Source organism: Methylobacterium sp. CB376, from assembly GCF_029714205.1.
GTDB lineage: Bacteria > Pseudomonadota > Alphaproteobacteria > Rhizobiales > Beijerinckiaceae > Methylobacterium.
Genome location: NZ_CP121648.1, coordinates 5,805,943 through 5,829,540, shown reverse-complemented (window position 1 = coordinate 5,829,540; position 23,598 = coordinate 5,805,943). Strand labels below are relative to the sequence as shown.

Below are 23,598 nucleotides of genomic sequence, written 5' to 3'. Positions count from 1 at the left end.
ATCGTTAACGGAACCGTCCGGACGGCGTTCCGCGCCGGGGAGCGGCCGGGAATGAGCCGTCCCCCGCTCTACTTTGTGCGCCATGGCGAGACCGATTGGAATGCCGAGGGCCGCCTCCAGGGCCAGCGCGACACGCCCCTGAATCCGAGGGGCTTCGCCCAGGCCGAGGCGGTGGGCGAGCGCCTCGCCGCCCTGCTCGGCGCGGGGGCGCCGGAGGCCGCCTACCTGGCGAGCCCGCTCACGCGCACCCGCCAGACCATGGAGACCCTGCGCCGCCGGCTCGGGCTCGCCCCGGAGGCCTACGCCACCGATCCCCGCCTGAAGGAACTCGGCTTCGGGGCCTGGGAGGGCCGCACCCTGCGGGAGATCCGCGTCGCGGACCCGCGCGGCTACGCGGCGCGCAACCACGACCGCTGGGGCCATCGCCCGCCGGGGGAGGGGGCGGAGAGCTACGCGATGCTCCTCGCGCGGGTGCGCCCGGTCCTCGACGGACTCGACGGGCCGACCGTGATGGTGGCGCACGGGGGCGTCGCCCGGGCGGTGCTGGTCGCGGGCGGGCACGCCTCGCCCGCCGAGGCGCCCCATCGCGACATCTGGCAGGGCCGCGTGCTGGTCATCGACGCGGCCGGCCCTCGCTGGATCTGATGCGCGGCGGATCGGCACGCGGCCCGGACCGGAGAGGTCCGCCGGGCCGGACAGGTCCGCCGGACCGGACAGGTCCGGATGACGGGGCGGGGCCGCGCGAATGCGGCGTGGCGGGTGGACGGCCCGGCGCCCGAGAGGGTAAGCCACCGCGGCCCGGGGCCGTTCATCGGAGGGACATCCGGCCGGATGATCCTGGGCCGTTGCGCGACCGCGCCAGAATCGTACGAATTCGGGTCGCGCGCGTTGCCTCGCAGGCCGGACCGCCCGCGAGCGCGCGGGACGCCGTCCCGGACGGGGCGGCGCGCATCGGCCCGGGGCCGTGGAGCAGAGCATGAGTCAGACCGCCGGGATCGCCCGTTCGACCTCCGCCGAGACCGCTCACCGGGCGGTTCTGCGCGGCGCCGCGCGGCCGGACCTCCTCCGCGACGAGGTGCTGGCCGAGCTGTTCCGCGACACGGCGCGCCGCCGCGGCGGCCATCCGGCCCTCATCGACGGGGCGAGCGCCCGGAAGACGCGCCTCTCCTACGCCGAGGTCGACGCCCGCTCGGACGCGATCGCGAGCGGGCTCTCCGCCCGCGGCATCGGCCCGGGCGACGTGGTCGGCCTGTGGATGGCGCGCTCGCCCGAGCTGCTGGTGGCGCAGATCGGCATCACCAAGGCGGGCGCCGCCTGGCTGCCCTTCGACGCCGAGGCGCCGGCCGACCGCGTCGCGGTCTGCCTGGATGACGCCGCCGCCAAGGCGATCCTCGTGTCGGAGTCCCTGAAGGGCCAGGCCCCCGCGGGCACGCAGGCGCTCACCCCGGCGGAGATCGCCGGCGAGGCGCCGGGCCCGGCCCCCGACCTGCGCGCCGCGGGCCTGACGCCGGAGCATCCGGCCTACCTGATCTACACCTCGGGCTCGACCGGCGTGCCCAAGGGCATCGTCATCAGCCACCGCAACATCTGCCACTTCCTGCGCTCGGCCAACGACCTCTACGGCCTCACCGAGGACGACGTGGTGTTCCAGGGCGCCTCGGTCGCCTTCGACCTCTCGATGGAGGAGATCTGGGTCCCCTACCTCGTCGGCGCGACCCTGTTCGTGGCGAGCCCCGCCATGATGGGCGACGCCGAGGCCCTGCCCGGCCTCCTCGCGGCGAACGGGATCACGGTGCTCGACACGGTGCCGACCCTGCTCGCCCTGATGACGCAGGACGTGCCGGGTCTGCGGCTGATCCTGCTCGGCGGCGAGGCGCTGCCCGAGCCCCTGGTCGCCCGCTGGGCCACCCCGACCCGGCGGCTGTTCAACACCTACGGGCCGACCGAGGCGACCGTGGTCGCCACCGCGGCCGAGATCCGGCCGGGCGACCCCGTCACGATCGGCGGGCCGATCGCCAACTACACCGCCTATATCGCGGACGAGCACCTCGCCCTGGTCGGCCCGGGCGTGCAGGGCGAGCTCCTGATCGGCGGCCCCGGGATCGCCGCGGGCTACCTCGCCCGGCCGGAGCTGACGCGGGAGAAGTTCATCCCCAACCCCTACGGCGGCGACGGCTCCGACCCGGTGCTCTACCGCTCGGGCGACGCCGTCTCCCTCGACCCGCAGGGGCGCATCCTCTTCCACGGCCGCATCGACGACCAAGTGAAGATCCGCGGCTTCCGGGTGGAGCTCGGCGAGATCGAGGCGCGGATCCGGGCGCAGCCCGGGATCGGGCAGGCCGCCGTCGTGCTGCGCCAGGACGACGGGGTGGACCGGCTGGTGGCCTTCCTGGTGCCGGAGCGCGGGGCGGAGATCGAGACGCCGCGCCTGCGCGCGGCGCTCGCCGCGACCATGCCGCCCTACATGGTGCCCGGCCATTTCGAGGTGACGGCCTCGCTGCCGATCCTGGCCGCCTCCGGCAAGGTCGACCGCAAGGCGCTGCGCGCCGCGCCCCTCACCGCCCCGGCCTCCACGGGCGAGCAGGAGGAGCCGGCGAACGAGACCGAGGCGGCGCTCCTCGTCGCGGCCAAGCGCGCCTTCGGCAACGTCGCGATTCCCTTCGAGGCGGATTTCTTCTCCGACCTCGGCGGCCACTCGCTCCTCGCCGCGCGCTTCGTCGGCGCCGTGCGCGAGGTGCCGGTCCTGGCCTCGATCACCCTCCAGGACGTCTACGCGCACCGCACCCTGCGGGCGATGGCCGAGAGCCTGATCGCGCGGACCGGCGGGGTCGGCACCGAGGCCGCAACGCGGGATCTCTCCTTCGCGCCGCCGCCCCTCCGGCGCCGCTTCCTCTGCGGCCTCGCCCAGGCGGCGGTGCTGCCCTTCATCATCGCCCTCTCCACCGCGCAGTGGCTCGGCATCTTCGTCACCTACCTGCTGATCACGGGCGGCGACCTCGGCTTCTTCGAGGAGATGGCGGTGCTGCTCCTCGTCTATATGGGGCTCAACGCGGTCACGGCGCTCACCGCGATCGCCGCCAAGTGGCTGGTGCTCGGCCGCACCCGGCCCGGGCGCTACCCGCTCTGGGGCACCTACTATTTCCGCTGGTGGCTGACCCAGCGCCTGACGCCCCTGGTCCACGTCAAGTGGCTGCAGGGCTCGCCGATGATCCGCATCTACCTGCGGCTGCTCGGCGCCCGGATCGGCAAGGACGCGATCATCTCGGACATCGACGTCGGGGCGGCGGACCTGCTCAGCGTCGGGCGCGGCGCCTCGCTGGGCGGGCGCCTCGTCATCGCCAACGCGGAGATCGTCGGCGACGAGCTGGTGATCGGCCCGGTCGTGATCGGGGAGAACGTCGCGGTCGGCACGTCCTGCGTCATCGGCCACGGCGCCCGGCTGGAGGATTTCTGCGAGATCGGCGACCTGACGACGGTGCCGGCCGGCACGGTGGTGGGCCGCGCCGAGATCTGGGACGGTTCGCCCGGCCGCAAGGTCGGCACGGTCGACCTCTCGGCCATCCCGCAGCCGCCGCCCGTGTCGAGACCCCGCCGCGCCGCCTTCTTCGTGACCTACGCGGCGCTGCTCGCGGGCGTCCCGGCCATCGGCCTGCTGCCGATCTTCCCGGCCTTCTACATCTTCGACCAGATCAGCGACTCGCTCGCGACCCTGACCGACGTCGACTACCACCTCTACCTGCCGCTCCTGACCTGGCCGACCGCCATGCTGATGACGGCCGCGACGGTGTTCCTGATCGCGGCGATCCGCTGGCTGGTCCTGCCGCGCCTGCGGGCCGGCAGCTACCCGGTCGACAGCGGCGTGTACCTGCGCAAATGGGCGGTGGCGCTCGCCGCCGAGGTGATGCTGGAGACGCTCTCCTCGCTCTTCGCCACGGTCTATATGCGGGCGTGGTACCGGCTGATGGGGGCCGGGATGGGGCTCGGGGCCGAGATCTCCACCAACCTCGCGGGGCGCTACGACCTCGCCGAGGTGGGCGCGCGCAACTTCATCGCCGACGAGGTCGTGTACGGCGAGGAGGAGGTGCGCCACGGCTACATGCACCTCGCGCCCGTCAGCACCGGGTCGCGGGTCTTCGTCGGCAACGACGCGGTGGTGCCGCCCGGCACCGTGATCCCGGACGACGTGCTCATCGGCATCAAGTCGAAGCCGCCGGGCAACGCGCGGATGGGCCCCGGCGAGACCTGGTTCGGCTCGCCGCCGATCAAGCTGCCGACCCGCCAGAAGGTCGATCTCGGCCAGCGCCAGACCTTCGAGCCGGGGATCTGGCCGCGGATCGGGCGCGGGGTGTTCGAGGCCTTCACCTCGTCCTTCTCGCCGATGCTGTTCATCACCTGCGCGATCATCGCCATCGATTTCGTGTTCTACCCGGCGATCCTGGCCGGGGACTGGCTCGGGCTGGCGGTGAGCTTCGTGGTCACCAGCGTGGTGATCGCGGTGGTGCAGACGCTGGTGGTGATCGCCGTGAAGTGGCTGCTGATGGGCGCCTACCGGCCGGGCATGCACCCGATGTGGTCGTGGTGGGCGATGCGCACGGAGGCGGTGGCGGTGATGTACTGGGGCCTCGCCGGCCGGGTGTTGCTGGAGCACCTGATGGGCACGCCCTTCCTGCCCTGGGTGCTGCGCCTGTTCGGCACCCGCACGGGCCAGGGCGTCTGCCTGCTCGCCACGGACATCACCGAGTTCGACTGCGTGACGATCGGGGATTATTCCGCGATCAACCGGATGTCGGCGCTCCAGACCCACCTCTACGAGGACCGGGTGATGAAGGTCGGGCGGGTGGCGCTCGGGCGGGGGGTGACGGTCGGCGCCTTCGCGACGGTGCTGTATGACACCGAGGTCGGCGACTTCGCCCGGCTGCGCCCGCTCACCGTGATCATGAAGGGCGAGTCGATCCCCTCCGACAGCGAGTGGGAGGGCTCACCGGCCGTGCCCGTCGTGCACGCGCCGGCCGAGGCGGCGCGGGCCGCCTGAGGGCGGGTCCCGCTCCGGCCGCGGCATCCGGAGCGGGCGCGGCCCGGTCAGGACCGCCAGACCAGGCTGCCGCGCAGCCCGTGATCCGCCGCCCGCGCCCCGACCTGCCCCGCGCGGACAGCCCGACCGTCGGCGCCGGCGGCCCCGGACGCGGCGCGCCGGGCCGGCGCCGGCAGGCGCGGTCGGCCCTGGCCGAATCCCTCCGATCGGCTTAACCCGCGCGCAATCCCCGGCCCCTAAACTCGCCGTTGCGGCGGCGCATCGCCAAGTCGCGCCCACCAGGTGTTCCCCATGGCGGCCGGGGCCTCTCTCAGCGACGCGTCGGCTTCCGTGGCGGGCCTCGCGCGCATGGCCGTCGCGGTGTTCGGCGTGCGGGTCGCCGCCGCGGGCTGCGCGCTCCTCGCCCAGGTGCTGATGGCGCGGGCCATGGGGCCCGCCGAGTACGGGATCTTCGCGGCGGTCTGGGTCTGGACGGCGCTCCTCGGCCACGCCTCCACCTGGGGCCTGTCGCAGGCGGCCTCCCGCTTCCTGCCGGAATACCGGGCGACGGGGACGGCGGCGCGGGGGCGGGGCTTCCTGGTGTTCGGGGCCGCGCTCTCCCTGGCCGCCGGGACGCTGCTCGCCGGGACCGGAGCCGCCCTCCTCGCCCTCGCGCCGGGCCTCGTGGAGCCCGGCCTGCGCGGGCCGCTGCTGCTCGGCGCCCTGGTCCTGCCGCTCGTCGCCCTGCAGGATTTCTGCGAGGGCGTCGCGCGGGGCCAGACCTGGACCCTGCTGGCCATCGCGCCGCCCTACCTGCTGCGGCAGGCGCTGCTGGCGGCGGCGATGCTGGCCGCGGTGGCCGCAGGGGCGCCCCCGCTCGCCGCGACCGCGGTCGCCTGCATGCTGGCCGCCACCGCCCTCTCCCTGGCGCTGCAGGGGGCCGCGCTCCTGGGGCGCCTCGCGCGCCTGCTGCCGCCCGGCCCGGGCGCCTATCCGTGGCGCGGCTGGATGCGCACCGCCCTGCCGCTCGCCCTCGTCGACTTGGCCGGCTCGGGCTTCAACTTCGCGGACGTTCTGGTGCTCGGCTTCCTGCTGCCCCCCGAGGCGGTCGGGCTCTACTTCGCGGCGACCCGCCTCGTGCAGGTCGTGGCCTTCGTCGCCTACGCGGCCTCCGCGGTCGCGGCCCCGCGCTTCGCGGAGGCGCAGGCCCGGGGCGACCGGGCCGGCCTCGCGCGCCTCGTGCGGCACTGGGCGCGCCTGACGCTCCTCGCCGTCCTGGCGACGGGGCTCGCGATCCTGGCCGCGGCGCCCGTGCTGCTCGGGCTGTTCGGCGCCGATTTCCGGGCCGGGCTGCCGCTCCTCGCGCTCCTGGTCGCCGGGCACGCCCTGGCGGCCGCCTTCGGCCCGGCGGAGGACGTGCTGAGCATGCTCGGGGCCGAGCGCCTCTGCGCGGCCCTCACGGGCGCGCTCCTCGTCCTCACGGTCGCCCTGATGCTGGCCCTGGTGCCGCCCCTCGGGGTGCTCGGGGCGGCGCTCGCCGCCGCCCTCGTCGTCGCGCTGCGCGGCCTCCTCCTGGCCCTGGCCGCGCGGCGGCGCCTCGGCCTCGCCACGGCGGCCATCGGCCCCACCCGTCCCGAGGCCGCCCCGTGAACGCCCCGTTCTCCCCGCGCGGCGCCTCCGCCTCGCTCGCGCCCGAGATCGTCCCGGCCGCCTCCCTCGACCCCGCCGCCTGGGACGCCCTCGTCGCGCGCGCGGCGGCGCCCTCGCCGGATTACGGCCGGCGCATGATCGCGGCCCACCTCGCCCACGGGCTCGCCCCGCCGGACCTCGCCTGCGTGGTCGTCCGGGACGGGCCGGCGCTGCTGGCGCTGCTGCCGATCCGGCCCGCGCGCCCGATGCTGCGAAGGAGCGCCGCGCCCTTCACCGCCCCGATCATCACGGCGACGGCGCCCCTCGTCGCCGAGGGCGCCGCTTTCGCGCCCGCCCTCGCGGCGCTGGTGGCGGGCCTCGCGCGCGTCTCGGACAGCTGGCGCTGGCCGCTCCTGCCCGCGGGCACGCCCGCCGGCGCCGGGCTCCTCGCCGCGATGGCGGAGGCAGGCTGGGGCGTCGAGACCGTCTCGCGCTTCGCGCGGCCGGTCCTCGACCGTTTCCCGGACCACGCCGCCTGCCTCGCCGCGGCGCCGAGCCGCAACCGGGTCAAGGACCTGCGGCGGCGGCGGCGGCGCCTCGACGCGCTCGGCGCCGTGCGCTTCGAGACGGTCGGGCCGGCGGGCGACCTCGGCGCCGCCTGCGCGGCCTTCCTCGCCCTGGAGCGGGCCGGCTGGAAGGGCCGGGTCGGCACCGCGCTGGCGAGCCGCCCCGCCACGGCCGCCTTGGCGGCCGATCTGTTCGGGGCGGGCGAGGGGCCGGTCACCGCCCGGGCGGACCTGCTGCGCCTCGACGGCGTGCCGATCGCCGCGAGCGTGGCGCTGACCTGCCGCCGGACCGTGTTCCTCCTGAAGACGGCCTACGACGAGCGCTACGCCGCCTTCGCGCCCGGCGCCCTGCTGGAGGCGGAGATCGTCCGCGCCCTGCACGAGGGATCCGAGGCCGACCGGCTCGATTCGGCGACGCAGGACAGCCGCGTCCTGGCGGACCTCTATCCGGGGCGCAGCGAGATCGTCGGCTTCGCGGCCTCGGCGCCGGGCGGCCCGCCGGTCGCCGCCCTGGCGGCCGCCCTGCGGCGCTCGGGGGCGTGGCGCGCGCGGGCGGCCGCCCTGCGGGCCTGGCTGCGACGGGCCGCCGCGCGGGGCTGATGCGGGGCGGACCCTGCCCGGCCCCGGCGGTCGCTCGCGGCGGATCTCGCCCTACGGTACTCGCCTGATCGGTCCGGCATCGCCGTCCGGCGCCCATCCGGCGCCAATCGGGACGGACCGCCGAGAGCCAGGATCGTGCCCAGGCGCGGCGCAAGTCCGAACCGATCAGGCGGAGATCGCGTCACCCGACACGGGGCGGACGGCCCCGCCCCCGTCGCCGCGTGAGCGTCGGATGACGCCGTCAACGACCTGCGCCGCGAGCCTCACGCGGCGGAGAGGGCCGAGAGGAAGCCGCTCACCTCGCGGGTGAGGGTGTCGGAGCAGTCCGACACCGCGTTGGCGGCCTCCAGCACCCGGGCGGCCGCGTCGCCCGTCAGGCCCGCGCCGCGGTGCAGCTCGGTCACGGTCTGCGTCACCTGCGCGGTCCCGGCGGCGGCCTCCTGCGCGCTGCGGGCGATCTCGCGGGTCGCGCCGCCCTGCTGCGAGACGGCCGCCGCGATGGCGCCCGCCGCGCCCGACATCGTGGCGATCACGCCGCCGATGCGGCCGAGATCCGCCACCGCCGCCCGCGTGGCGGCCTGGATCTCGCCGATATGACCGGCGATCTCCTCCGTCGCCCGGGCGGTCTGCCCGGCGAGGCTCTTCACCTCGGCGGCGACGACCGCGAAGCCGCGGCCCGCCTCGCCGGCCCGCGCCGCCTCGATCGTGGCGTTCAAGGCCAGCAGGTTCGTCTGCGCCGCGATGTCGGAGATCACCGCCACGACGCGGCTGATCCGCTCGGCGCTCGCCGCCAGCTGCTGCACGCTGGCATCGGTGCGGCGGGCATCCTCCTGCGCCTGGCCGGCCACCTGCGAGGAGGCGTCGACCCGCTCGACGATCTCCTGGATCGAGGCCGACATCTCCTCCGTGGCCGCCGCCACGGTCGCCACGTGCGACGAGGTCCGCTGCGCCGCCCCGGACACGATCTGCGCGTCGCGGGTCGCCACGTCGGCGGTCTCCACCAGCGTGCGGGCCTGATCCTCCATCGCCCGCGCCGCCGCCGCGACCTGCCTCACCAAGCCCCCGACGCTCTCCTCGAAGCGCTGCCCGAGGGCGGCCTGCTGCGCCCGGCGCTCGGCGCTCGCCCGGCGCTCGCCCTCGGCCTCCCGGCCGCGCAGGGTCTCGGCCTCGCGCATCGCCTCGGCGAAGACCGCCATGCTGGCCCAGATCTCGCCGATCTCGTCCCGGCGCCGCACCGCCTGCGGCAGCCGCACCTCGCCCGCGGCGAGGGCCCGGATCGCCGCCGTGACCTGCTGCAGCGGCCGCCCGATCTGGCGCTGGGCCACCAGGGCCCCGAGCGCGACCGAGGCCAGCGCTCCGCCGAGGGCGAGCCCGAGCAGCAGCCGCATGCGGTCGTCGGCGAGGCGCCGCGCCTGCCCCTCGATCGCCGCGACGGAATCCTGGCTGTGGGCGGTCAGCGCGTCGATGCTGACCTGGAAGGCCTTGCGGTTGGCCCGGTTCGCCTCGTTGTTGCCCTGCAGGGCCGCGGCCTGGGGCGAGACCTCGCGGGCGAGCCGCACCGTCTCGAGCCGGAAGCTCCGGAAGGCCGCCGCCCCCTTGACCACCGCCTCGAGCAGGGGCCTTTCCTCGTCCGGGACGAGGGGGGTCCAGCGGGCGAGGAGCGCGTCGACCGCGTCGAGCGAGGCCACGAGCCCGTCCGCGAAGGGCCGCGCCTCCGCGACGTCCTTCGCGGCGTAGATCCCGCGGGACTCCATCACGGCGGCCGTGACGAGGCGGTTCAGCCGCTCGCTGTAGAGCGCCCGGGTCGAGGTCGCCCGCACCGCTTCCAGGTCGCCGCCGACCGCCGCCAGGAAGTGCACGGCCAGCGCCGCCACCAGGAGCGTCACGCCCCCGAGCGCGCCCATGAGGGCGAGCAGCTTGCTTCGGATCCGCATAGGCAAGACCAAATATCGATACAGACGGATCCGGTTCTATCGGCGACTGTTTGATAAAATGTAACTCATCTGAACCCTTCAGAAGTCGTCGCGCCTAGTTCGATGCAGGCGCGCTTCGAAGATTAGGGCCGCGGCGGCGCAGACATGGCAGGTCTCCGATGCGGCGCGGACAAGACCAGGCCGCCTCAGCAACGGAAGCGGGAAGTCAGACCATCCGGCCTGACGGAGCGCTGCCGGCCGCCGCGACGCGGCCTGGACTGCCCCGGCCGCCGCCCTCAGGCCTCGTGCCAGCCGACCCGCGCCCCGGGCTTTGAGTCGGTCGAGGCGAAGTAGGGCTTGATGTCGAGGAGCGGGGTCCCGTCGAGGCAGTCGAGGCCGCGCACGGTGAGCCGGTGCCCGGCGATGCCGAGGAGGTCGACGACCGCGAGGGCGATCGGGTTCGGCCGCGCCGGCGAGCGCAGCGCGAAGGTGCCGCGCGGGCCGGCGGCGTGGCGGGGGCGCTGCACCAGCAGCGAGCGCGGCGCCCGGTCCATCCAGTAGAGGAGGATCAGGTGGGTCGTGCCGTCGAGGGCGAGGAGGCCCGGGGCGAAGCGCGGATCGAGCTCGACCGTGCAGGCGGCGTCCGACTGCGCCGCGTTGCGCGGGCATTCCTCGCGGCGCGTCCAGGGGGTGCGCAGGCGCCCGATGAAGTGGAGGCCGGCGTCGAATTCGGCGGGGAGGGGGATGCCCTCCTCGCCGGGGCGCAGGCCGAACTCGCCGCTCACTTCATCAGCACCACCTGCGCGTCGCCCTTGCGGCGCAGGACGTTGACCGTCACGTCGGGGCCGTGGCGGTGGAGCAGGAGGTCGACGCGGGAGGGGCCGAGCTTCAGGTTGCGGATCAGCACCCGGTCGAGGAAGCCCGGCAGGATCGGGTCGCGGAAGCGGATCCGGTTGCGGTCGTGGCGCAGTTCGAGGCCGAGGCAGGCGGCCAGGAAGGCGAAGGGCGCCGCGGCCGCCCAGGCCTGCGGGCTGCAGGCCACCGGGTAATTGGTGGGCCCGCGCTGGTTGCGCTGGCTGAAGCCGCAGAACAGTTCCGGCAGCCGCCGCCCGTCCTGGTAGAGCGACGCGCCGTGCTGGCCCTCGAAGACCCGCGCCGCCGCCGCCTTGTGGCCGTAGCGGGCGAGGCCCAGCGCCACGATGGCGTTGTCGTGCGGCCAGATCGAGCCGTTGTGGTAGGACATCGGGTTGTAGCGCGCCTCGCCCTGCGCGATCGTGCGCACGCCCCAGCCGTTGAACCCGTCCTTGGACATCAGCACCTCGGCGACGCTCGCCGCCCGCTCGGGCAGCGCGATGCCGGTGAAGAGGGCGTGGCCGGCATTGGAGGCCCGCACCGCGCAGGGGCGCTTCTCCCCGTCGAGGGCGAGGGCGTAGGTGCCGATCTCCGGCAAGTAGAACGCCCGGTCGAAGGCGGTCCGCAGGCGCTCGGCGGCGTCCTTCAGGCGCTCCGACAGGGCGACGTGGCCGAGCACGCCCGCGAGCTTCGAGGCGGCGCGCTTGGCGGCGTAGACGTAGCCCTGCACTTCGCAGAGCGCGATCGGGCCCTGGGCCATGCGGCCGTCCGCGTGGAAGATCGAGTCGTGGCTGTCCTTCCAGCCCTGGTTGGCGAGGCCCTTGTCGGTCTCCCGGGCGTACTCGACGAAGCCGTCGCCGTCCCGGTCGCCGTAGGTGTCGATCCATTCGAGGGCGGCCAGGATGTTCGGCCAGATCGCCTGGACGGTCGCCCTGTCGCCGGTCTGCTCGAAATACTGGCCGGCCAGCATCACGAAGAGCGGCGTCGCGTCGATCGTGCCGTAGTAGAGCGCGAAGGGCACCTCGCCGAGATTGGCCATCTCGCCGTGGCGGGTCTCGTGCAGGATCTTGCCCGGCTGGGCATCGGCCGCCGGGTTGTTGGTCCTCGCCTGGGTCGCCGCGAGGTAGCGCAGCACGCCCCTGGCGATGTTGGGGTCGATCCAGAGCGTCATCATCGCCGTGATGATGCCGTCGCGGCCGAACACCGTGCTGTACCAGGGGATGCCCGCGTAGGGGTAGATCCCGTGGGTCGTGCGGGTCGCCAGCATGTAGAGGTCGGCGGTGGCCCGGCAGGCCGCCTCGTTGAACTGGTCGTTCGAGCTCTCGATGGTGGTGATGTCGGCGGTGGCCGCGCGCAGGTCGCGGCGCGCGTCGCGGTAGGCCAGCGCGAAGGCCATGCCCTCGCCCTTGGCGTGGCCCTCCTCGCGGCGCGGGTTGGGGTAGACCGGGGAGGAGGTGGGCAGGGCGCTGCCGGTCACGGCGACCAGCGCGTCGGCCTTGACGTCGCTCGCATCGAACACCGCCCGCACGAAGATCGAGGCCCGGCCGCCGGGGGCGAGGCGGATCTCGAACTCGGCCCGGTGCGGCTCGATCACGGTCGGGGCGGGGCCGAAGCGCAGGCGGGTGGTGCGCAGCCGGTTGTCGAGGCCCTGGTAGCGGAAGGTGACCTCGTCGGGCCGCGTGACCACGACGCTGCGCTGGCCGCGCCGCTCGCGGGTGGCGCCGCGGACCTCGAACAGGTCGCGGAAATCCGCGTCGAAGGTCAGGGCGAGGCGCAGGTGCCGGGGCCGGGTGTCGTAGTTGCGCAGCCCGATCCGGTCGTAGCAGGTGCCCCGGAACATGAACTTGGTGCGGTCGAGGGCGATGATCTCGCGCGGGATCGAGGTCTCGTCGCCCGCGTCGAGGCGGATGTCGGGCGTGGTCATGTCGACCGAGAGCGCGCCGTTGTCGTCCTGGATCACCGAGCCGAGCAGGAGCGGGCGCTGGCCCTCCACCGTGAGCTGGAGGCGCGACAGGAACCGGGTGTCCTGGAAGTACAGGCCCTCGGGCCCGGGGAAGACCCCGATGTCGCCGTAGCTGTCCAGCACCGCGAACGCGTCGCCGTGCTTGAGAGAGCGCAGGGGCCGCTCGACCAGGGAGGTCTGGGCCTCGATGTGGTACTGGGGCAGGGGCTCGTCGTCGGGGACGCCGGGAAAGGGGCTCCTCTCCTGCACGGTCGCGGCCATCGGGGCGGGTCTCCAGGTCTCGAGGGCAGGACGCGTCGGGCGCGCGGCCCGAATCACTGCGCCCCCATAGGCCCGCCAATGTGGGCCATCCTGCGGCCCGCGCCAGGGGCAGGACGCCGCGAGGCGGCTTTCCCGACCTGAGCCCGGCTCAGACGCCGTCCGGACGATCACGTCCGGACGGCGATCACACGCAAGAAGGCCCGGCCTCCGCGGGGAGGCCGGGCCTTTCGCCGTCCCGCACGGGACGGGACGCCGTCCCGCACGGGACGGATCGGGTCAGAGCGGCCAGAGGCCGGCCGGCTTCGCCCCGTGCACGCCGTTCGCGGCGCCCGCCCCGATCTCGGGGCGCAGGCCCGGCAGCTTGATCGCCGCCGCGTCAGCGGCGATCAGCGACTCGTAGGCGTTGAGGTAGGTGTTGGCCATCACGGTCGCGGTGAAGCGCGTGTCGAAGTAGCGGCGCACCGCCTGGCGGCTCATGCCCTTCACGGTCTCGACGGCGGCCACGGCCTCGTCCATGGACTCGACCAGGACGCCCGACACGCCGTCCTTGATGACTTCCGGCACGGAGCCGTTGCGCCACGCGATCACCGGCGTGCCCGCCGACATCGCCTCGATCATCACCAGGCCGAACGGCTCCGGCCAGTCGATCGGGAAGGCGAGCGCCAGGGCGTTGCCGAGAAACTCGTGCTTCTGGTCCTCGTTGATCTCACCGATATACTCGATGAGCGGGTGATGGGTCATCGGCTCGATGACCTCGTCCCAGTATTCCTGGTCGGCCTTGTCGACCTTGGCGGCGATCTTGAGCTTGACGCCGGAGCGCTTGGCCATCTCGATGGCGCGGTCGGGGCGCTTCTCGGGCGAGATGCGGCCCAGGAAGGCGAGGTAGCCGCCGTCCCTCGGCGCGGCCGAGAAGCGGCAGTTCTCCGCCGGCAGGCCGTGATGGATCGTCGCCAGCCAGTTGGCGTTCGACGGCATCGGGCCGCGCTGGTGGTCGGAGATCGACACGAGCGGCATGCCCGTGAAGGTCCGGTAGACCGGCATGAAGTCCGGCACGTCGAGGCGCCCGTGCAGGGTCGTGACGCACTTGTGGTTCAGGTCCTCGAACAGCGGATACTGCAGGAGGTCGATGTGGAAGTGGATGATGTCGAATTCGTCCGCCCGCCGGCGCAGGTGGTAGAGCATGGCGAGGTGGCTCGCCACGTGGTCGCGGATGCCGGCGAGGCGCAGGCCCTCGGGGGCGCAGGCGACCAGCTTGGCGCTCGTCTCCGAGTCGCCGCTCGCGAACAGGGTCACGTCGTGGCCCTGGCGCACCAGCTCCTCCGTCAGCCACGAGACCACACGTTCGGTGCCTCCGTAGAACTTGGGCGGCACGGCCTCTGCGAGGGGGGCGATCTGGGCTATGCGCACGACGAATTCTCCTGAGACGCCAATCGTTGGCGGGATCAAGCACGATCGGGCCTGAGCGGGACATGAACAGAACCGCGACGCCACGCTTATGGTTCCGGTGCGTCGCACAAGACGAGGGGCGGCGCGGCCTCGTCCCCGCTGCGCACAGGGCGCCCCGGGCCCCTGCCGCCCGGCGCGGGCGCCGCGGCGCCCGGCAAGCCGTGATTGCGGGCCGGGATCGGCTGTGCTAGAGCGCGCGCCTCGACCGAACCGCCCGGCCGTGAGGGCTGCCGTGGCGGTTCGCTTCGCTCCACGCAACCGATGCGCGTGACGGTCGGGCTCCTCCGGAGCCCGGTCCCCGCGCGTTCAGGAGAGCCAAATGCCCAAGCTCAAGACCAAGTCGGGCGCCAAGAAGCGCTTCAAGATCACCGGGACCGGCAAGGTCCTGTACGCCCAGGCCGGCAAGCGCCACGGGATGATCAAGCGGACCACGAAGCAGATCCGCAACCTGCGCGGCACGACCACCCTGTTCGAGGGCGACGCCGCCAACGTGAAGAAGTTCTTCCTGCCGAACGGCTGAGAGCTTCCGAGCCGCGATCCGTCTGTTTCGTAGAATTGTTCAGGAGATCATCATGGCACGCGTCAAGCGCGGCGTAACGAGTCACGCCAAGCACAAGAAGGTGCTGAAGGCCGCCAAGGGCTATTACGGCCGGCGCAAGAACACGATCCGCATCGCCAAGCAGGCGGTGGAGAAGGGCCTCCAATACGCCTACCGCGACCGGAAGAACCGGAAGCGCAACTTCCGCTCGCTGTGGATCCAGCGCCTCAACGCGGCGGCCCGGGAGCACGGCCTGACCTATTCGCGCCTGATCGACGGGCTCGCCAAGGCGGGCATCGTCGTGGACCGCAAGGCGCTCTCCGAGCTCGCCATCCACGAGCCGGCGGCCTTCGCGGCCGTGGTCGAGCAGGCCCGGGCGGCCCTGCCGGCCGAGACCGCGCAGGCGGCGTAGCGGCGGCGCTTCCGGGGGCTCGGCCCGCCCGGGGGCTGCATGGTTCGACGGCCCGCCCTCGCGCGGGCCGTTTCCGTTTGGGCGGCGCGCCGCGCCGCGGTTTGGGCGGCGCTGCGCGCCGCGGTTTGGGCGGCGCTGCGCCGCGAGTGGGGCGGCGCGCCGCGCGCGAGGCCGGGCGGCATCGCGGCGGCTTGACCGCCCGTGCCTCGCGGGGCAGGGCATCCGGCGCGATCCGGCAGGGACACGATGACCGATCTTCACAGCCTCGAATCCGACCTCCTGGCGCAGGTCGAGGGCGCCGCCGACGAGGCCGCGCTCGAAGGCGTGCGGGTGGCCGCCCTCGGCAAGAAGGGCGCCGTCTCCGAACTCCTGAAGACCCTGGGGAGCCTGTCGCCCGAGGAGCGCAGGGAGCGCGGCCCGCTGATCAACGGACTTCGCGACCGGGTCCAGGGCGCGATCCTGGCCCGCCGCGAGACGCTCGCCGAGGCGGCCCTCGCGGCGCGGCTCTCCGCCGAGCGCATCGACGTGACGCTCCCGGTGCGCGAGGGCCCCGAGACGCGCGGGCGCGTCCACCCGATCACCCAGGTGATCGACGAGATCACGGCGATCTTCGGCGACATGGGCTTCGCGGTGGCCGAGGGGCCGGACATCGAGACGGACGAGCTCAACTTCACGGCCCTGAACTTCCCCGAGGGCCATCCGGCCCGGGAGATGCACGACACCTTCTTCCTGCCGCCGGGCCGCGACGGGACGCGCAAGCTCCTGCGCACCCACACCTCGCCGGTGCAGGTCCGCACGATGCGCAGCCAGCAGCCGCCGATCCGGGTGATCTGCCCCGGCCGCACCTACCGGCACGATTCCGACCAGACCCACACGCCGATGTTCCACCAGGTCGAGGGCCTGGTGATCGACCGCACGGCGACGCTCGCCCACCTGAAGTGGATCCTGGAGGAGTTCTGCAAGGCGTTCTTCGAGGTCGAGAGCGTGAAGATGCGCTTCCGGCCCTCGTTCTTCCCGTTCACGGAGCCCTCCGCCGAGGTCGACATCCAGTGCTCGCGCAAGGGCGGGGAGATCCGCTTCGGCGAGGGCGACGACTGGCTGGAGATCCTGGGCTGCGGCATGGTGCACCCGAACGTGCTGCGCCAGTGCGGCCTCGACCCGGACGAGGTGCAGGGCTTCGCCTGGGGCATGGGCATCGACCGCATCGCGATGCTCAAGTACGGCATGCCGGACCTGCGCCCGTTCTTCGAGGCGGACGTGCGCTGGCTCGACCATTACGGCTTCCGGCCCCTCGACATTCCGAGCCTCGTCGGCGGGCTCACGGGCTGAGGGCGGCGTCGCGGTTCCCCGTCGCCCCCCGCCCGGACGCGCAAGTCCCGACTCCCTTCCAGCCAACGGCCGGCGCCCCATGAAATTCACCCTCTCCTGGCTCAAGGACCACCTCGACACCGACGCGTCCCTCGACGTCATCGTCGAGACGCTGACCCGCATCGGGCTCGAAGTGGAGCGCGTCGAGAACAGGGCGGCGGACCTCGCCGCCTACCGGATCGCCGCCGTGCTCACCGCCGAGCCGCATCCCAATGCCGACCGGCTGCGGGTCTGCACCGTCGATCTCGGGGACGGGGCCGCGCCCGTCCAGGTCGTCTGCGGCGCGCCGAACGCGCGGGCGGGCATGCGCAGCGTCTTCGCGCCGCCCGGCACCTACGTGCCGGGCAAGAACATCACCCTGTCGGTCGGCACGATCCGGGGCGTCGAGAGCCGCGGCATGCTCTGCTCGGGGGCCGAGCTCGGCCTCTCGGAGGACCACGACGGCATCCTCGACCTGCCGGCGGACGCGCCCGTGGGCGAGACCTACGCGGCCTATGCGGGCCTCGACGACCCGGTGATCGAGATCAACCTGACGCCGAACCGGCCCGACTGCACGGGCGTCGCCGGCATCGCCCGCGACCTCGCGGCGGCCGGGCTCGGGCGGCTCAGGCGCGAGACCCTGCCGACCCTGCGCGGGGAGGGGCCCTGCCCGGTCGCGGTGACCCGCGCCCTCGCCCCCGAGGACGGCCATCTCTGCCCGCTCTTCGGCCTGCGGCTCGTGCGCGGCGTGCGCAACGGCCCCTCGCCCGAATGGCTGCAGCGCCGCCTCAAGGCGATCGGCCTGCGGCCGATCAATGCGCTGGTCGACATCACGAACTTCATCACCTTCGACCGCGGCCGGCCGCTCCACGTCTTCGACGCCGCCAAGGTGAGGGGGGACCTCACGGTGCGCCGGGCGCGCGAGGGCGAGGAGCTCCTCGCCCTCGACGGCCGGACCTACCAGCTCGACGACGGGATCGTGGTCATCGCCGACGCGGCGGGGCCGGAATCGATCGCCGGCATCATGGGCGGGGAGCCTTCGGGCTGCGACGAATCCACCACCGACGTGCTGATCGAATCGGCGCTTTGGGACCCGCGCACCATCGCCCGGACCGGGCGGCGGCTCGGGATCATCACGGATGCCCGCTACCGGTTCGAGCGCGGCGTCGACCCGGCCTTCACCCTGCCCGGCCTCGACCTCGCGACCCGGATGGTGATCGAGCTCTGCGGCGGCGTCCCGACCGAGGCGACGGTCGCGGGCGAGAGGCCCGAGACCGACCGCGTCATCGATTTCCCCTGGACGGAGGTGCGCCGCCTCTCGGGGCTCGACCTGCCGCGGCCCGAGATGAAGGTGACGCTGGAGGCGCTGGGCTTCCACGTCTCCGGCAGCGGCGACCGGGTCAAGGTGCTGCCGCCCTCCTGGCGGCCGGACGTCGAGGGCAAGGCCGACCTCGTCGAGGAGATCGTGCGCATCGCCGGCCTCGACCGGATCGAGCCGAAGCCGCTGCCGCGGGTCGAGGCGGCGGTGATCCGCCCGGTCCTGACGGTGCTGCAGAAGCGCACCCGCCTCGCCAAGCGCGAACTCGCCGCGCGCGGCCTCGTCGAGGCGGTGACGTGGTCCTTCATCGCCAAGGCGGATGCCGAGGCGTTCGGCGGCGGGCGGCCGGACCTGGCGCTGGCGAACCCGATCGCGGCGGACCTCTCGGACATGCGCCCGAGCCTGCTGCCCGGCCTGTTGCGGGCGGGCCAGCGCAACGCCGACCGGGGCTACCCGGACGTCGCCCTGTTCGAGGTCGGGCAGTGCTTCGCCTCCGACGCGCCCGAGGGCCAGACCATGCGGGCGGCGGCCCTGCGGCGGGGCAGCGCGCGCGCCGCCGGCGCGGGCCGGCACTGGGACGGCGCGGCGCGGCCGGTCGACGCCTACGAGGCGAAGGCGGATGCGCTGGCGCTGCTCACGGCCCTCGGCGTGCCGGTCGGCGGGCTGCAGGTCGTGGCCGGCGGGCCGGACTGGTTCCATCCCGGCCGCTCCGGCACGCTGCAATTCGGGCCGAGGACCCCGATCGGGCATTTCGGCGAAGTGCATCCCCGGGTGCTCAGGGCGCTCGACGTGAAGGGACCGGTCGTCGCCTTCGAGATCGTGCTCGACGCCCTGCCCCTGCCCAAGCACCGGCCGACCAAGGTCAAGCCGGCCGCGAAGCTCTCGGATTTCCAGCCGCTGAGCCGCGACTTCGCCTTCGTGGTGGGCCGCGACGGCGCGGCCGGCGACATCCTGCGCGCCGTGCAGGGGGCCGAGCGGACGCTCGTCGCGGGGGCCGAGGTCTTCGACGTCTACGAGGGGCCGGGGATCGGGGCGGACCAGAAGTCCGTCGCGGTCGCGGTGCGGCTGCAGCCGGTTGACCGCACCCTCACGGAGGCCGACATCGAGGCGGTGAGCGCCCGGATCGTCGCCGAGGTGGCGAAGAAGACCGGCGCCACGCTGCGGGGCTGACGCCCGGCGCCGGGCGGGTCCGGGGAAGGGGCGATGACGGACGCGAGCGCCGGGAGGGGGCCGTGAGCGCGCAGATGCTGCGGCTCGACCATTTGGTGATCGTCGCCCCGACGCTCGCCGAGGGCGAGGCGCATGTTCAGGCGTGCCTCGGGCTGCCGATGCGGGCCGGCGGCCGCCATCCCCAGATGGGCACGCACAACCTCGTCCTGCGGCTCGGGGACGACCTCTATCTGGAGGTGATCGCGCGCGACCCCGAGGCACCGGCGCCGGCCGGGCCGCGTTGGTTCGGCCTCGACGACCTGGACGCGGTGCGGGCGGCCTGGGCGCGCGGGCGGCGGCTGCGCACGCTGGTGGCGCGGACGGGAGCGATCGCCGCGGTCGCGGCCGCGCATGGCGCCCTGGTGGGGTGCCCGGCGCGGATCTCGCGGGGGGAGCGGTCCTGGCTGTTCGCCCTGCGGCCGGACGGCACCCTGCCGGAGGACGGCGCCGTGCCCAGCGTGATCGACTGGGAGGGGCTCCCGGGCCCGGCCGGCGCGATGCCGGAGGCGGGGGCGCGGCTCGTCCGCCTCGACCTCGCGCATCCCGAGCCGGACCGGATCGCGGCGCTGCACGCGCGGCTCGGCCTCGTCGACCCGCCCGCCTTCCGGGCGGGCCCGGACTTCGCGCTGCGGGCGCTGGTGCGCACGCCGGCGGGGGAGCGCGTCCTCACCTGAGGGGGCTCGTTCCCGGGTGCCCGTCGGCACCATGCGTCGGGTCGCGGAACCGGGCCGCCGCGGTGCAGCGCCCGCGCCCCCAGGTGTCCGCGCAGCTTACCCCTCTGATAGAGGTCAACTCAGGACTGAGAACAACCCGGCCCTGGCTCGGCACTGCATCGCGGCCACACGGGCCGCCCGTGACTCCGCCCTGAGTTCCGCCGCTTGGTCGAGAAGTCCCTGCTCGGTCAGGTCAGCCGCAAACCGCCAAAGCTCGCCTGCAATCCAGTCGTTCTTGATGGCTCTGAAGAGCAGGTTGCCCTGAGAAGGCTGCGAGAACCCGTGCGCGTCGTGTGAAGGCATGAAGCACCCCCGTCTGGCACGTTGCTAAGCGCCACCTTCCGAGATGCGCCTGGGCCAGTAAGGCTGCAGTCGGGTGCTGGTTCCATGACAGGGCCGCCCTCAGAATGTTTATCATACCGTACCTTCGGTGGATGGTGGCCGCTCTGAGGAGTCTCATGCTGACCTCGCAGACATCGTCCGCCAGCTTGAGGTCAAGGCTGCCGGGGTCTATGCCGGCAAGGGGCGCCCTGCATGGGGGCCTGCTGAGAAGGTCAGGGAGCTTCACGCCACCGGAACGGGTCCGGCCGCCATCGGCGAGGAACTCGGCATCGGTCGCGGGTCGGTGCACCGGGCGTTGAACCCGGAAGCTGCGTGATGGTGGCTGGACAGGAGCTTGAGGCGAAGCAGGCGCCTACCTCATGCGGCTGCCAGCCTCATGCGGCCGATCGGCCTCTACGATACTGACATACCTACTCTGAGTAGGAGTGATGCCCCTCCAGGCTACCTCTATTCTCAGAATTTCCTTTTTAACTGATAAGTTATATTTGCCTTCGCCGTCAGGCTCTCCTACCTCCTCAATACGAGCTACAAAGTAGGCAGGCTTATTGCTGGTCTCATGAAGGTAGAGCCACCCACCCCGTAAGGCGAGCGCCTCTTCTGGAGGAATTCTCCAATATCCCGATTTAAAAACTCCCTGACCTTTTCCAACTTGAAATAGGTTGTCTGGTCTGCCGTTCTTGTAGTGGCAGACTGCATGCATTGCCTTCATTCAGCACGCCTCCTTGCTGCTAAGCGTACTGAGGACAAGGCGCGGAGGCGAGCGAAGCTTACATCCGTCCACGGGCTTCATAGTTCGGCTCACACGCGGAGCACGTTCGGCACGTGATGCCGCCCTCGCTGCCAGATTCGGTGCCCTTGCGCCTGTCAGGCAGGAGATGGACGTGGTCTCAAGGCGCCTGGGCACGACACCGCAGGCGCCCTCCACGGTTGACCTCACGCAGCCGGAGGAGGGCCAGCGTGGCTTCTGCCGACCAACACCTATCCAGTTCAGAGCTGAGCTTCTGGGCCGTCCTGGGCCTCGCGGCGGTGTTCTTGTGCCTGAGCGGCCTGTTCATCGCAGCCCCGACCGCCGGAGCTTCGATCTTCGGCATACCGGCTCCTGGCAATGTCTCTGATGCGTATCTGCGTGCCATCGGTTTCCGAGACGCTGCCTTGGCCCTCTATCTGGCCGGGCTCGTCTGCTTCTCGTCCAGACGTGCGGTGGGCATCGTCCTGAGCGCAACCGTCCTCATTCCGGTCTGTGATGTCACCCTCGTCTTGTCGGTGGGCACCGCCGCCTGGTGGCAGATCGGGCTTCACGCCATCAGTGCAACTATCTTGATCGTTATGTCTATCTGGGTGCTGAGATGAGAGATGAAACGGGTGTATTGGCCGCCATAAGTCTCTAATCTGTCTCACATATCGTCTATTATGTGCCTAATGGCTCTCGGAGGACGGCTACGAATCTTGGGGTGCATATGTCACGTATGTGCCGCGCACTGGGCGGTTCATTCCCGGCTGCGTCACGGTTCAGTCTGTACGGCAAGGCTGACACGGCGCGTCTACGGAGGGCATGGGGCGGTCCGATCAGGTGGGCGTTGCGGAGGCCGTCCTGGGCTCGTACCGGCGCCTCGCGGGGGCTCGTGTCGAGAAGGACAGGGAGAGCCCGCTGCGCGGGCAGTTGGAGGCACGCTGGGCCATTCGCGTCAGTCACGCTCAGGGCATCGTGGACGGCTCCCACCGGGGGCAGGTGGGCTATGCCTTCGAGGGGCGGGCTGCGCAGGACGTGCTTAGCCAGCGAGGGCTGTGACTTGGCGCTGCGTGAGCGGGGACGGTCCCCTGCTTCGCGCATCCCAGACCTGCGTCGGGGCAGCGTCCGCGCCAGCCTGACGGGTCCGGGCTTCAGCCGGCTCCCTGGTCCTGAGTGAGACGAGCACCATCGCAACGATCTTCACCGTGGCAGAGGTACCGGCCACGGGGAGCGAGACTTGCAGTCCCTTAAGCTTGAGAAGGTCGGCTGGGGTGCGCTGGCGAAGATACCAGACCCCGATGCGGAGTCCGTCCCGCGGCGTGCCATCGGGACGGCCATGCGGAGGACCGCAGTGCAGGTGCGGTCAACCCCGGAAGCCAATGTCTGGCACCAACCTTTTGGCCTGCAATGGCTTTCAAGGATGGTGCGGCCGAGAGGACTCGAACCTCCACTGGTTGCCCAACTAGCACCTCAAGCTAGCGCGTCTACCAATTCCGCCACGGCCGCGGAGCGCTTCCTCGTCGGCGGAGCCGGCGGTTCGGGGGTGAAACCCATCGAAGCGGCGCAGCCAATAGCAGATCGAATCCGGGGTCACAAGCGCTCCGGACCGAAAATCGTCCGGGCCGGATCACGGCGGGGTCGGGGCCTCGCTCAGGAGGGCGCCGGCGCCCTCGCCGACGCGCACGCCGGGCTCGCGCACCACGTCGGCCTTGCGGATCAGCTCCGTCACCTCCACGGAGATGCGGTTGCCCGTCACCACGATCTGCCCGCGGGCGATCGGGTGGTCGTTGGCCAGGATATCGACCATATCGGAATCGGTCGCATCGAGTTCGATCACCGCGCCGCGCCCCATGCGCAACAGCATGTGGATCGGCATCCGGGTCCGGCCGAGCACGACCGTGAGATCCACCTTGAGCTCTTCGAGAACCGCCACGTGCTCCGCCCCGCCACGCCACACGGATCCGAGCTTTTCGCCAAGAGGGTGAAGCCTTGGTAAACGCCCGCCTCTCCGTGCTGCCGCACGCCCTGCCGCCCCCGCCCGGCGCGCCGCCCGTCGAGTGGGCGGTGAGCGAGGGCCTCACCGCTTACCGGGAGGCCGAGGCCGCCATGGAGGCCCGCGCCGCCGCCATCGCGCGGGGCGAGGCGCGCGAGCGCGTCTGGCTGGTGGAGCACCCGCCCCTCTACACGGCCGGCACTTCGGCCAAGGAGGCGGACCTGGTGGCGCCCGACCGCTTCCCGGTCCACCGCACCGGGCGGGGCGGGCAATTCACCTATCACGGGCCGGGCCAGCGGGTGGCCTACGTCATGCTCGACCTCAACCGGCGCCGGCCCGACCTGCGGCTCTACGTGGCGGCCCTGGAGACGTGGCTGATCGCCACCCTCGACGCCTTCACGGTGCGGGGCGAGCGGCGGGAGGACCGCGTCGGCGTCTGGGTGCGCCGGCCCGAGAAGGGGGAGGGGGTCGAGGACAAGATCGCGGCGATCGGGATCCGGGTGCGCCGCTGGGTGACCTTCCACGGCATCAGCCTCAACGTCGAGCCGGACCTGACCCATTTCGACGGGATCGTGCCCTGCGGGGTGCGGGCGCACGGGGTCACGAGCCTCGTCGATCTCGGCCGCCCGGTGACGATGCCGGAGGTGGACGCGGTGCTGCGCGCGCGCTTCGAGGAGGTGTTCGGCGAGACGATCCTCGCCTGAGGCGCCGCACCCGCGCCGAGGGCGCCCAACCCGCGCCGGGGCGCCGGATTC

The 23,598-nt window shown here is 72.8% G+C and carries 18 protein-coding genes and 1 tRNA gene; 11 read left to right on the top strand and 8 right to left on the bottom strand.

Annotation, left to right across the window (positions count from 1 at the left end; genetic code table 11):
* Positions 1-51: 51 nt before the first annotated feature.
* The 4 genes from QA634_RS26815 to QA634_RS26800 all read left to right on the top strand — a co-directional run bounded on the left by QA634_RS26815 (position 52) and on the right by QA634_RS26800 (position 7,806).
* Positions 52-645, top strand: a complete 594-nt coding sequence (locus QA634_RS26815; RefSeq protein ID WP_012335032.1) for a histidine phosphatase family protein — start codon at positions 52-54, stop codon at positions 643-645.
* 331 nt (positions 646-976) lie between these two features.
* Positions 977-5,032: a Pls/PosA family non-ribosomal peptide synthetase gene (locus QA634_RS26810; RefSeq protein WP_012335031.1), complete on the top strand. Its 4,056-nt coding sequence runs from the start codon at positions 977-979 to the stop codon at positions 5,030-5,032.
* Between the two features lie 291 nt (positions 5,033-5,323).
* Entirely contained in the window at positions 5,324-6,661 is a 1,338-nt protein-coding gene (locus QA634_RS26805; protein WP_012335030.1) for a lipopolysaccharide biosynthesis protein, read from the top strand.
* Positions 6,658-7,806, top strand: a complete 1,149-nt coding sequence (locus QA634_RS26800) for a GNAT family N-acetyltransferase (RefSeq protein WP_012335029.1) — start codon at positions 6,658-6,660, stop codon at positions 7,804-7,806. The genes QA634_RS26805 and QA634_RS26800 overlap by 4 nt, the downstream gene beginning before the upstream one ends.
* A 263-nt stretch (positions 7,807-8,069) precedes the next feature.
* On the opposite strand, the gene QA634_RS26795 is transcribed toward QA634_RS26800, so the two are convergent.
* From QA634_RS26795 to QA634_RS26780, 4 genes are all read right to left on the bottom strand, one after another.
* Complete coding sequence (locus QA634_RS26795; protein ID WP_012335028.1) at positions 8,070-9,740, bottom strand: methyl-accepting chemotaxis protein; 1,671 nt, start codon at positions 9,738-9,740, stop codon at positions 8,070-8,072.
* A 275-nt stretch (positions 9,741-10,015) separates the two neighbouring features.
* Entirely contained in the window at positions 10,016-10,504 is a 489-nt protein-coding gene (gene tsaA, locus QA634_RS26790; RefSeq protein WP_012335027.1) for a tRNA (N6-threonylcarbamoyladenosine(37)-N6)-methyltransferase TrmO, read from the bottom strand.
* The gene (locus QA634_RS26785) at positions 10,501-12,795 is read right to left on the bottom strand and encodes an amylo-alpha-1,6-glucosidase (protein WP_012335026.1); all 2,295 of its coding nucleotides are present in this window, start codon (positions 12,793-12,795) and stop codon (positions 10,501-10,503) included. The genes tsaA and QA634_RS26785 overlap by 4 nt, the downstream gene beginning before the upstream one ends.
* Before the next feature lie 276 nt (positions 12,796-13,071).
* The gene (locus QA634_RS26780) at positions 13,072-14,202 is read right to left on the bottom strand and encodes a glycosyltransferase family 4 protein (protein WP_012335025.1); all 1,131 of its coding nucleotides are present in this window, start codon (positions 14,200-14,202) and stop codon (positions 13,072-13,074) included.
* Positions 14,203-14,560: 358 nt separating this feature from the next.
* Here QA634_RS26780 and rpmI point away from each other — a divergent pair, with 358 nt between their 5' ends.
* The 5 genes from rpmI to QA634_RS26755 all read left to right on the top strand — a co-directional run bounded on the left by rpmI (position 14,561) and on the right by QA634_RS26755 (position 19,739).
* Positions 14,561-14,761, top strand: a complete 201-nt coding sequence (gene rpmI / locus QA634_RS26775; protein WP_012335024.1) for a 50S ribosomal protein L35 — start codon at positions 14,561-14,563, stop codon at positions 14,759-14,761.
* A 52-nt stretch (positions 14,762-14,813) separates the two neighbouring features.
* Positions 14,814-15,191, top strand: a complete 378-nt coding sequence (gene rplT, locus QA634_RS26770; protein ID WP_012335023.1) for a 50S ribosomal protein L20 — start codon at positions 14,814-14,816, stop codon at positions 15,189-15,191.
* A gap of 246 nt (positions 15,192-15,437) precedes the next feature.
* Positions 15,438-16,520 carry a phenylalanine--tRNA ligase subunit alpha gene (pheS, locus tag QA634_RS26765; RefSeq protein WP_012335022.1) on the top strand — a complete coding sequence of 361 codons (1,083 nt, stop codon included), beginning with the start codon at positions 15,438-15,440 and terminating at the stop codon, positions 16,518-16,520.
* A gap of 79 nt (positions 16,521-16,599) precedes the next feature.
* Entirely contained in the window at positions 16,600-19,026 is a 2,427-nt protein-coding gene (gene pheT / locus QA634_RS26760) for a phenylalanine--tRNA ligase subunit beta (RefSeq protein WP_283026926.1), read from the top strand.
* A gap of 74 nt (positions 19,027-19,100) precedes the next feature.
* Positions 19,101-19,739, top strand: a complete 639-nt coding sequence (locus QA634_RS26755) for a VOC family protein (protein WP_012335020.1) — start codon at positions 19,101-19,103, stop codon at positions 19,737-19,739.
* Between the two features lie 733 nt (positions 19,740-20,472).
* Here QA634_RS26755 and QA634_RS26745 read toward each other — a convergent pair.
* On the bottom strand, positions 20,473-20,829 hold the full coding sequence (locus tag QA634_RS26745) for a hypothetical protein (RefSeq protein WP_150108732.1): 357 nt from the start codon (positions 20,827-20,829) through the stop codon (positions 20,473-20,475).
* Positions 20,830-21,077: 248 nt separating this feature from the next.
* Here QA634_RS26745 and QA634_RS26740 point away from each other — a divergent pair, with 248 nt between their 5' ends.
* Positions 21,078-21,470 carry a DUF4267 domain-containing protein gene (locus QA634_RS26740; protein ID WP_012335019.1) on the top strand — a complete coding sequence of 131 codons (393 nt, stop codon included), beginning with the start codon at positions 21,078-21,080 and terminating at the stop codon, positions 21,468-21,470.
* 419 nt (positions 21,471-21,889) lie between these two features.
* Here the strand turns inward: QA634_RS26740 and QA634_RS35950 are convergent, their stop codons facing one another.
* From QA634_RS35950 to QA634_RS26730, 3 genes are all read right to left on the bottom strand, one after another.
* Positions 21,890-22,093, bottom strand: coding sequence for a hypothetical protein (locus tag QA634_RS35950; RefSeq protein ID WP_445928393.1), 204 nt, complete (start codon positions 22,091-22,093; stop codon positions 21,890-21,892).
* 178 nt (positions 22,094-22,271) lie between these two features.
* Positions 22,272-22,356: transfer RNA gene (locus QA634_RS26735), tRNA-Leu, on the bottom strand.
* A 121-nt stretch (positions 22,357-22,477) separates the two neighbouring features.
* Positions 22,478-22,783 (bottom strand): FliM/FliN family flagellar motor switch protein, encoded by a 306-nt coding sequence (locus tag QA634_RS26730; RefSeq protein ID WP_012335018.1) that lies wholly within the window; start codon positions 22,781-22,783, stop codon positions 22,478-22,480.
* 56 nt (positions 22,784-22,839) lie between these two features.
* Here QA634_RS26730 and lipB point away from each other — a divergent pair, with 56 nt between their 5' ends.
* Positions 22,840-23,547: a lipoyl(octanoyl) transferase LipB gene (lipB, locus tag QA634_RS26725; protein ID WP_012335017.1), complete on the top strand. Its 708-nt coding sequence runs from the start codon at positions 22,840-22,842 to the stop codon at positions 23,545-23,547.
* Positions 23,548-23,598: the final 51 nt, after the last annotated feature.

What these genes read in the sequence shown, in the direction of transcription:
- QA634_RS26815 (WP_012335032.1), top strand. Translation starts at nt 52, where the DNA reads ATGAGCCGTCCCCCGCTCTACTTTGTGCGCCATGGCGAGACCGATTGG.
- QA634_RS26810 (WP_012335031.1), top strand. Translation starts at nt 977, where the DNA reads ATGAGTCAGACCGCCGGGATCGCCCGTTCGACCTCCGCCGAGACCGCT.
- QA634_RS26805 (WP_012335030.1), top strand. Translation starts at nt 5,324, where the DNA reads ATGGCGGCCGGGGCCTCTCTCAGCGACGCGTCGGCTTCCGTGGCGGGC.
- QA634_RS26795 (WP_012335028.1), bottom strand. Translation starts at nt 9,740, where the DNA reads ATGCGGATCCGAAGCAAGCTGCTCGCCCTCATGGGCGCGCTCGGGGGC.
- QA634_RS26785 (WP_012335026.1), bottom strand. Translation starts at nt 12,795, where the DNA reads ATGGCCGCGACCGTGCAGGAGAGGAGCCCCTTTCCCGGCGTCCCCGAC.
- rpmI (WP_012335024.1), top strand. Translation starts at nt 14,561, where the DNA reads ATGCCCAAGCTCAAGACCAAGTCGGGCGCCAAGAAGCGCTTCAAGATC.
- rplT (WP_012335023.1), top strand. Translation starts at nt 14,814, where the DNA reads ATGGCACGCGTCAAGCGCGGCGTAACGAGTCACGCCAAGCACAAGAAG.
- pheS (WP_012335022.1), top strand. Translation starts at nt 15,438, where the DNA reads ATGACCGATCTTCACAGCCTCGAATCCGACCTCCTGGCGCAGGTCGAG.
- pheT (WP_283026926.1), top strand. Translation starts at nt 16,600, where the DNA reads ATGAAATTCACCCTCTCCTGGCTCAAGGACCACCTCGACACCGACGCG.
- QA634_RS26755 (WP_012335020.1), top strand. Translation starts at nt 19,101, where the DNA reads ATGCTGCGGCTCGACCATTTGGTGATCGTCGCCCCGACGCTCGCCGAG.
- QA634_RS26745 (WP_150108732.1), bottom strand. Translation starts at nt 20,829, where the DNA reads ATGAAGGCAATGCATGCAGTCTGCCACTACAAGAACGGCAGACCAGAC.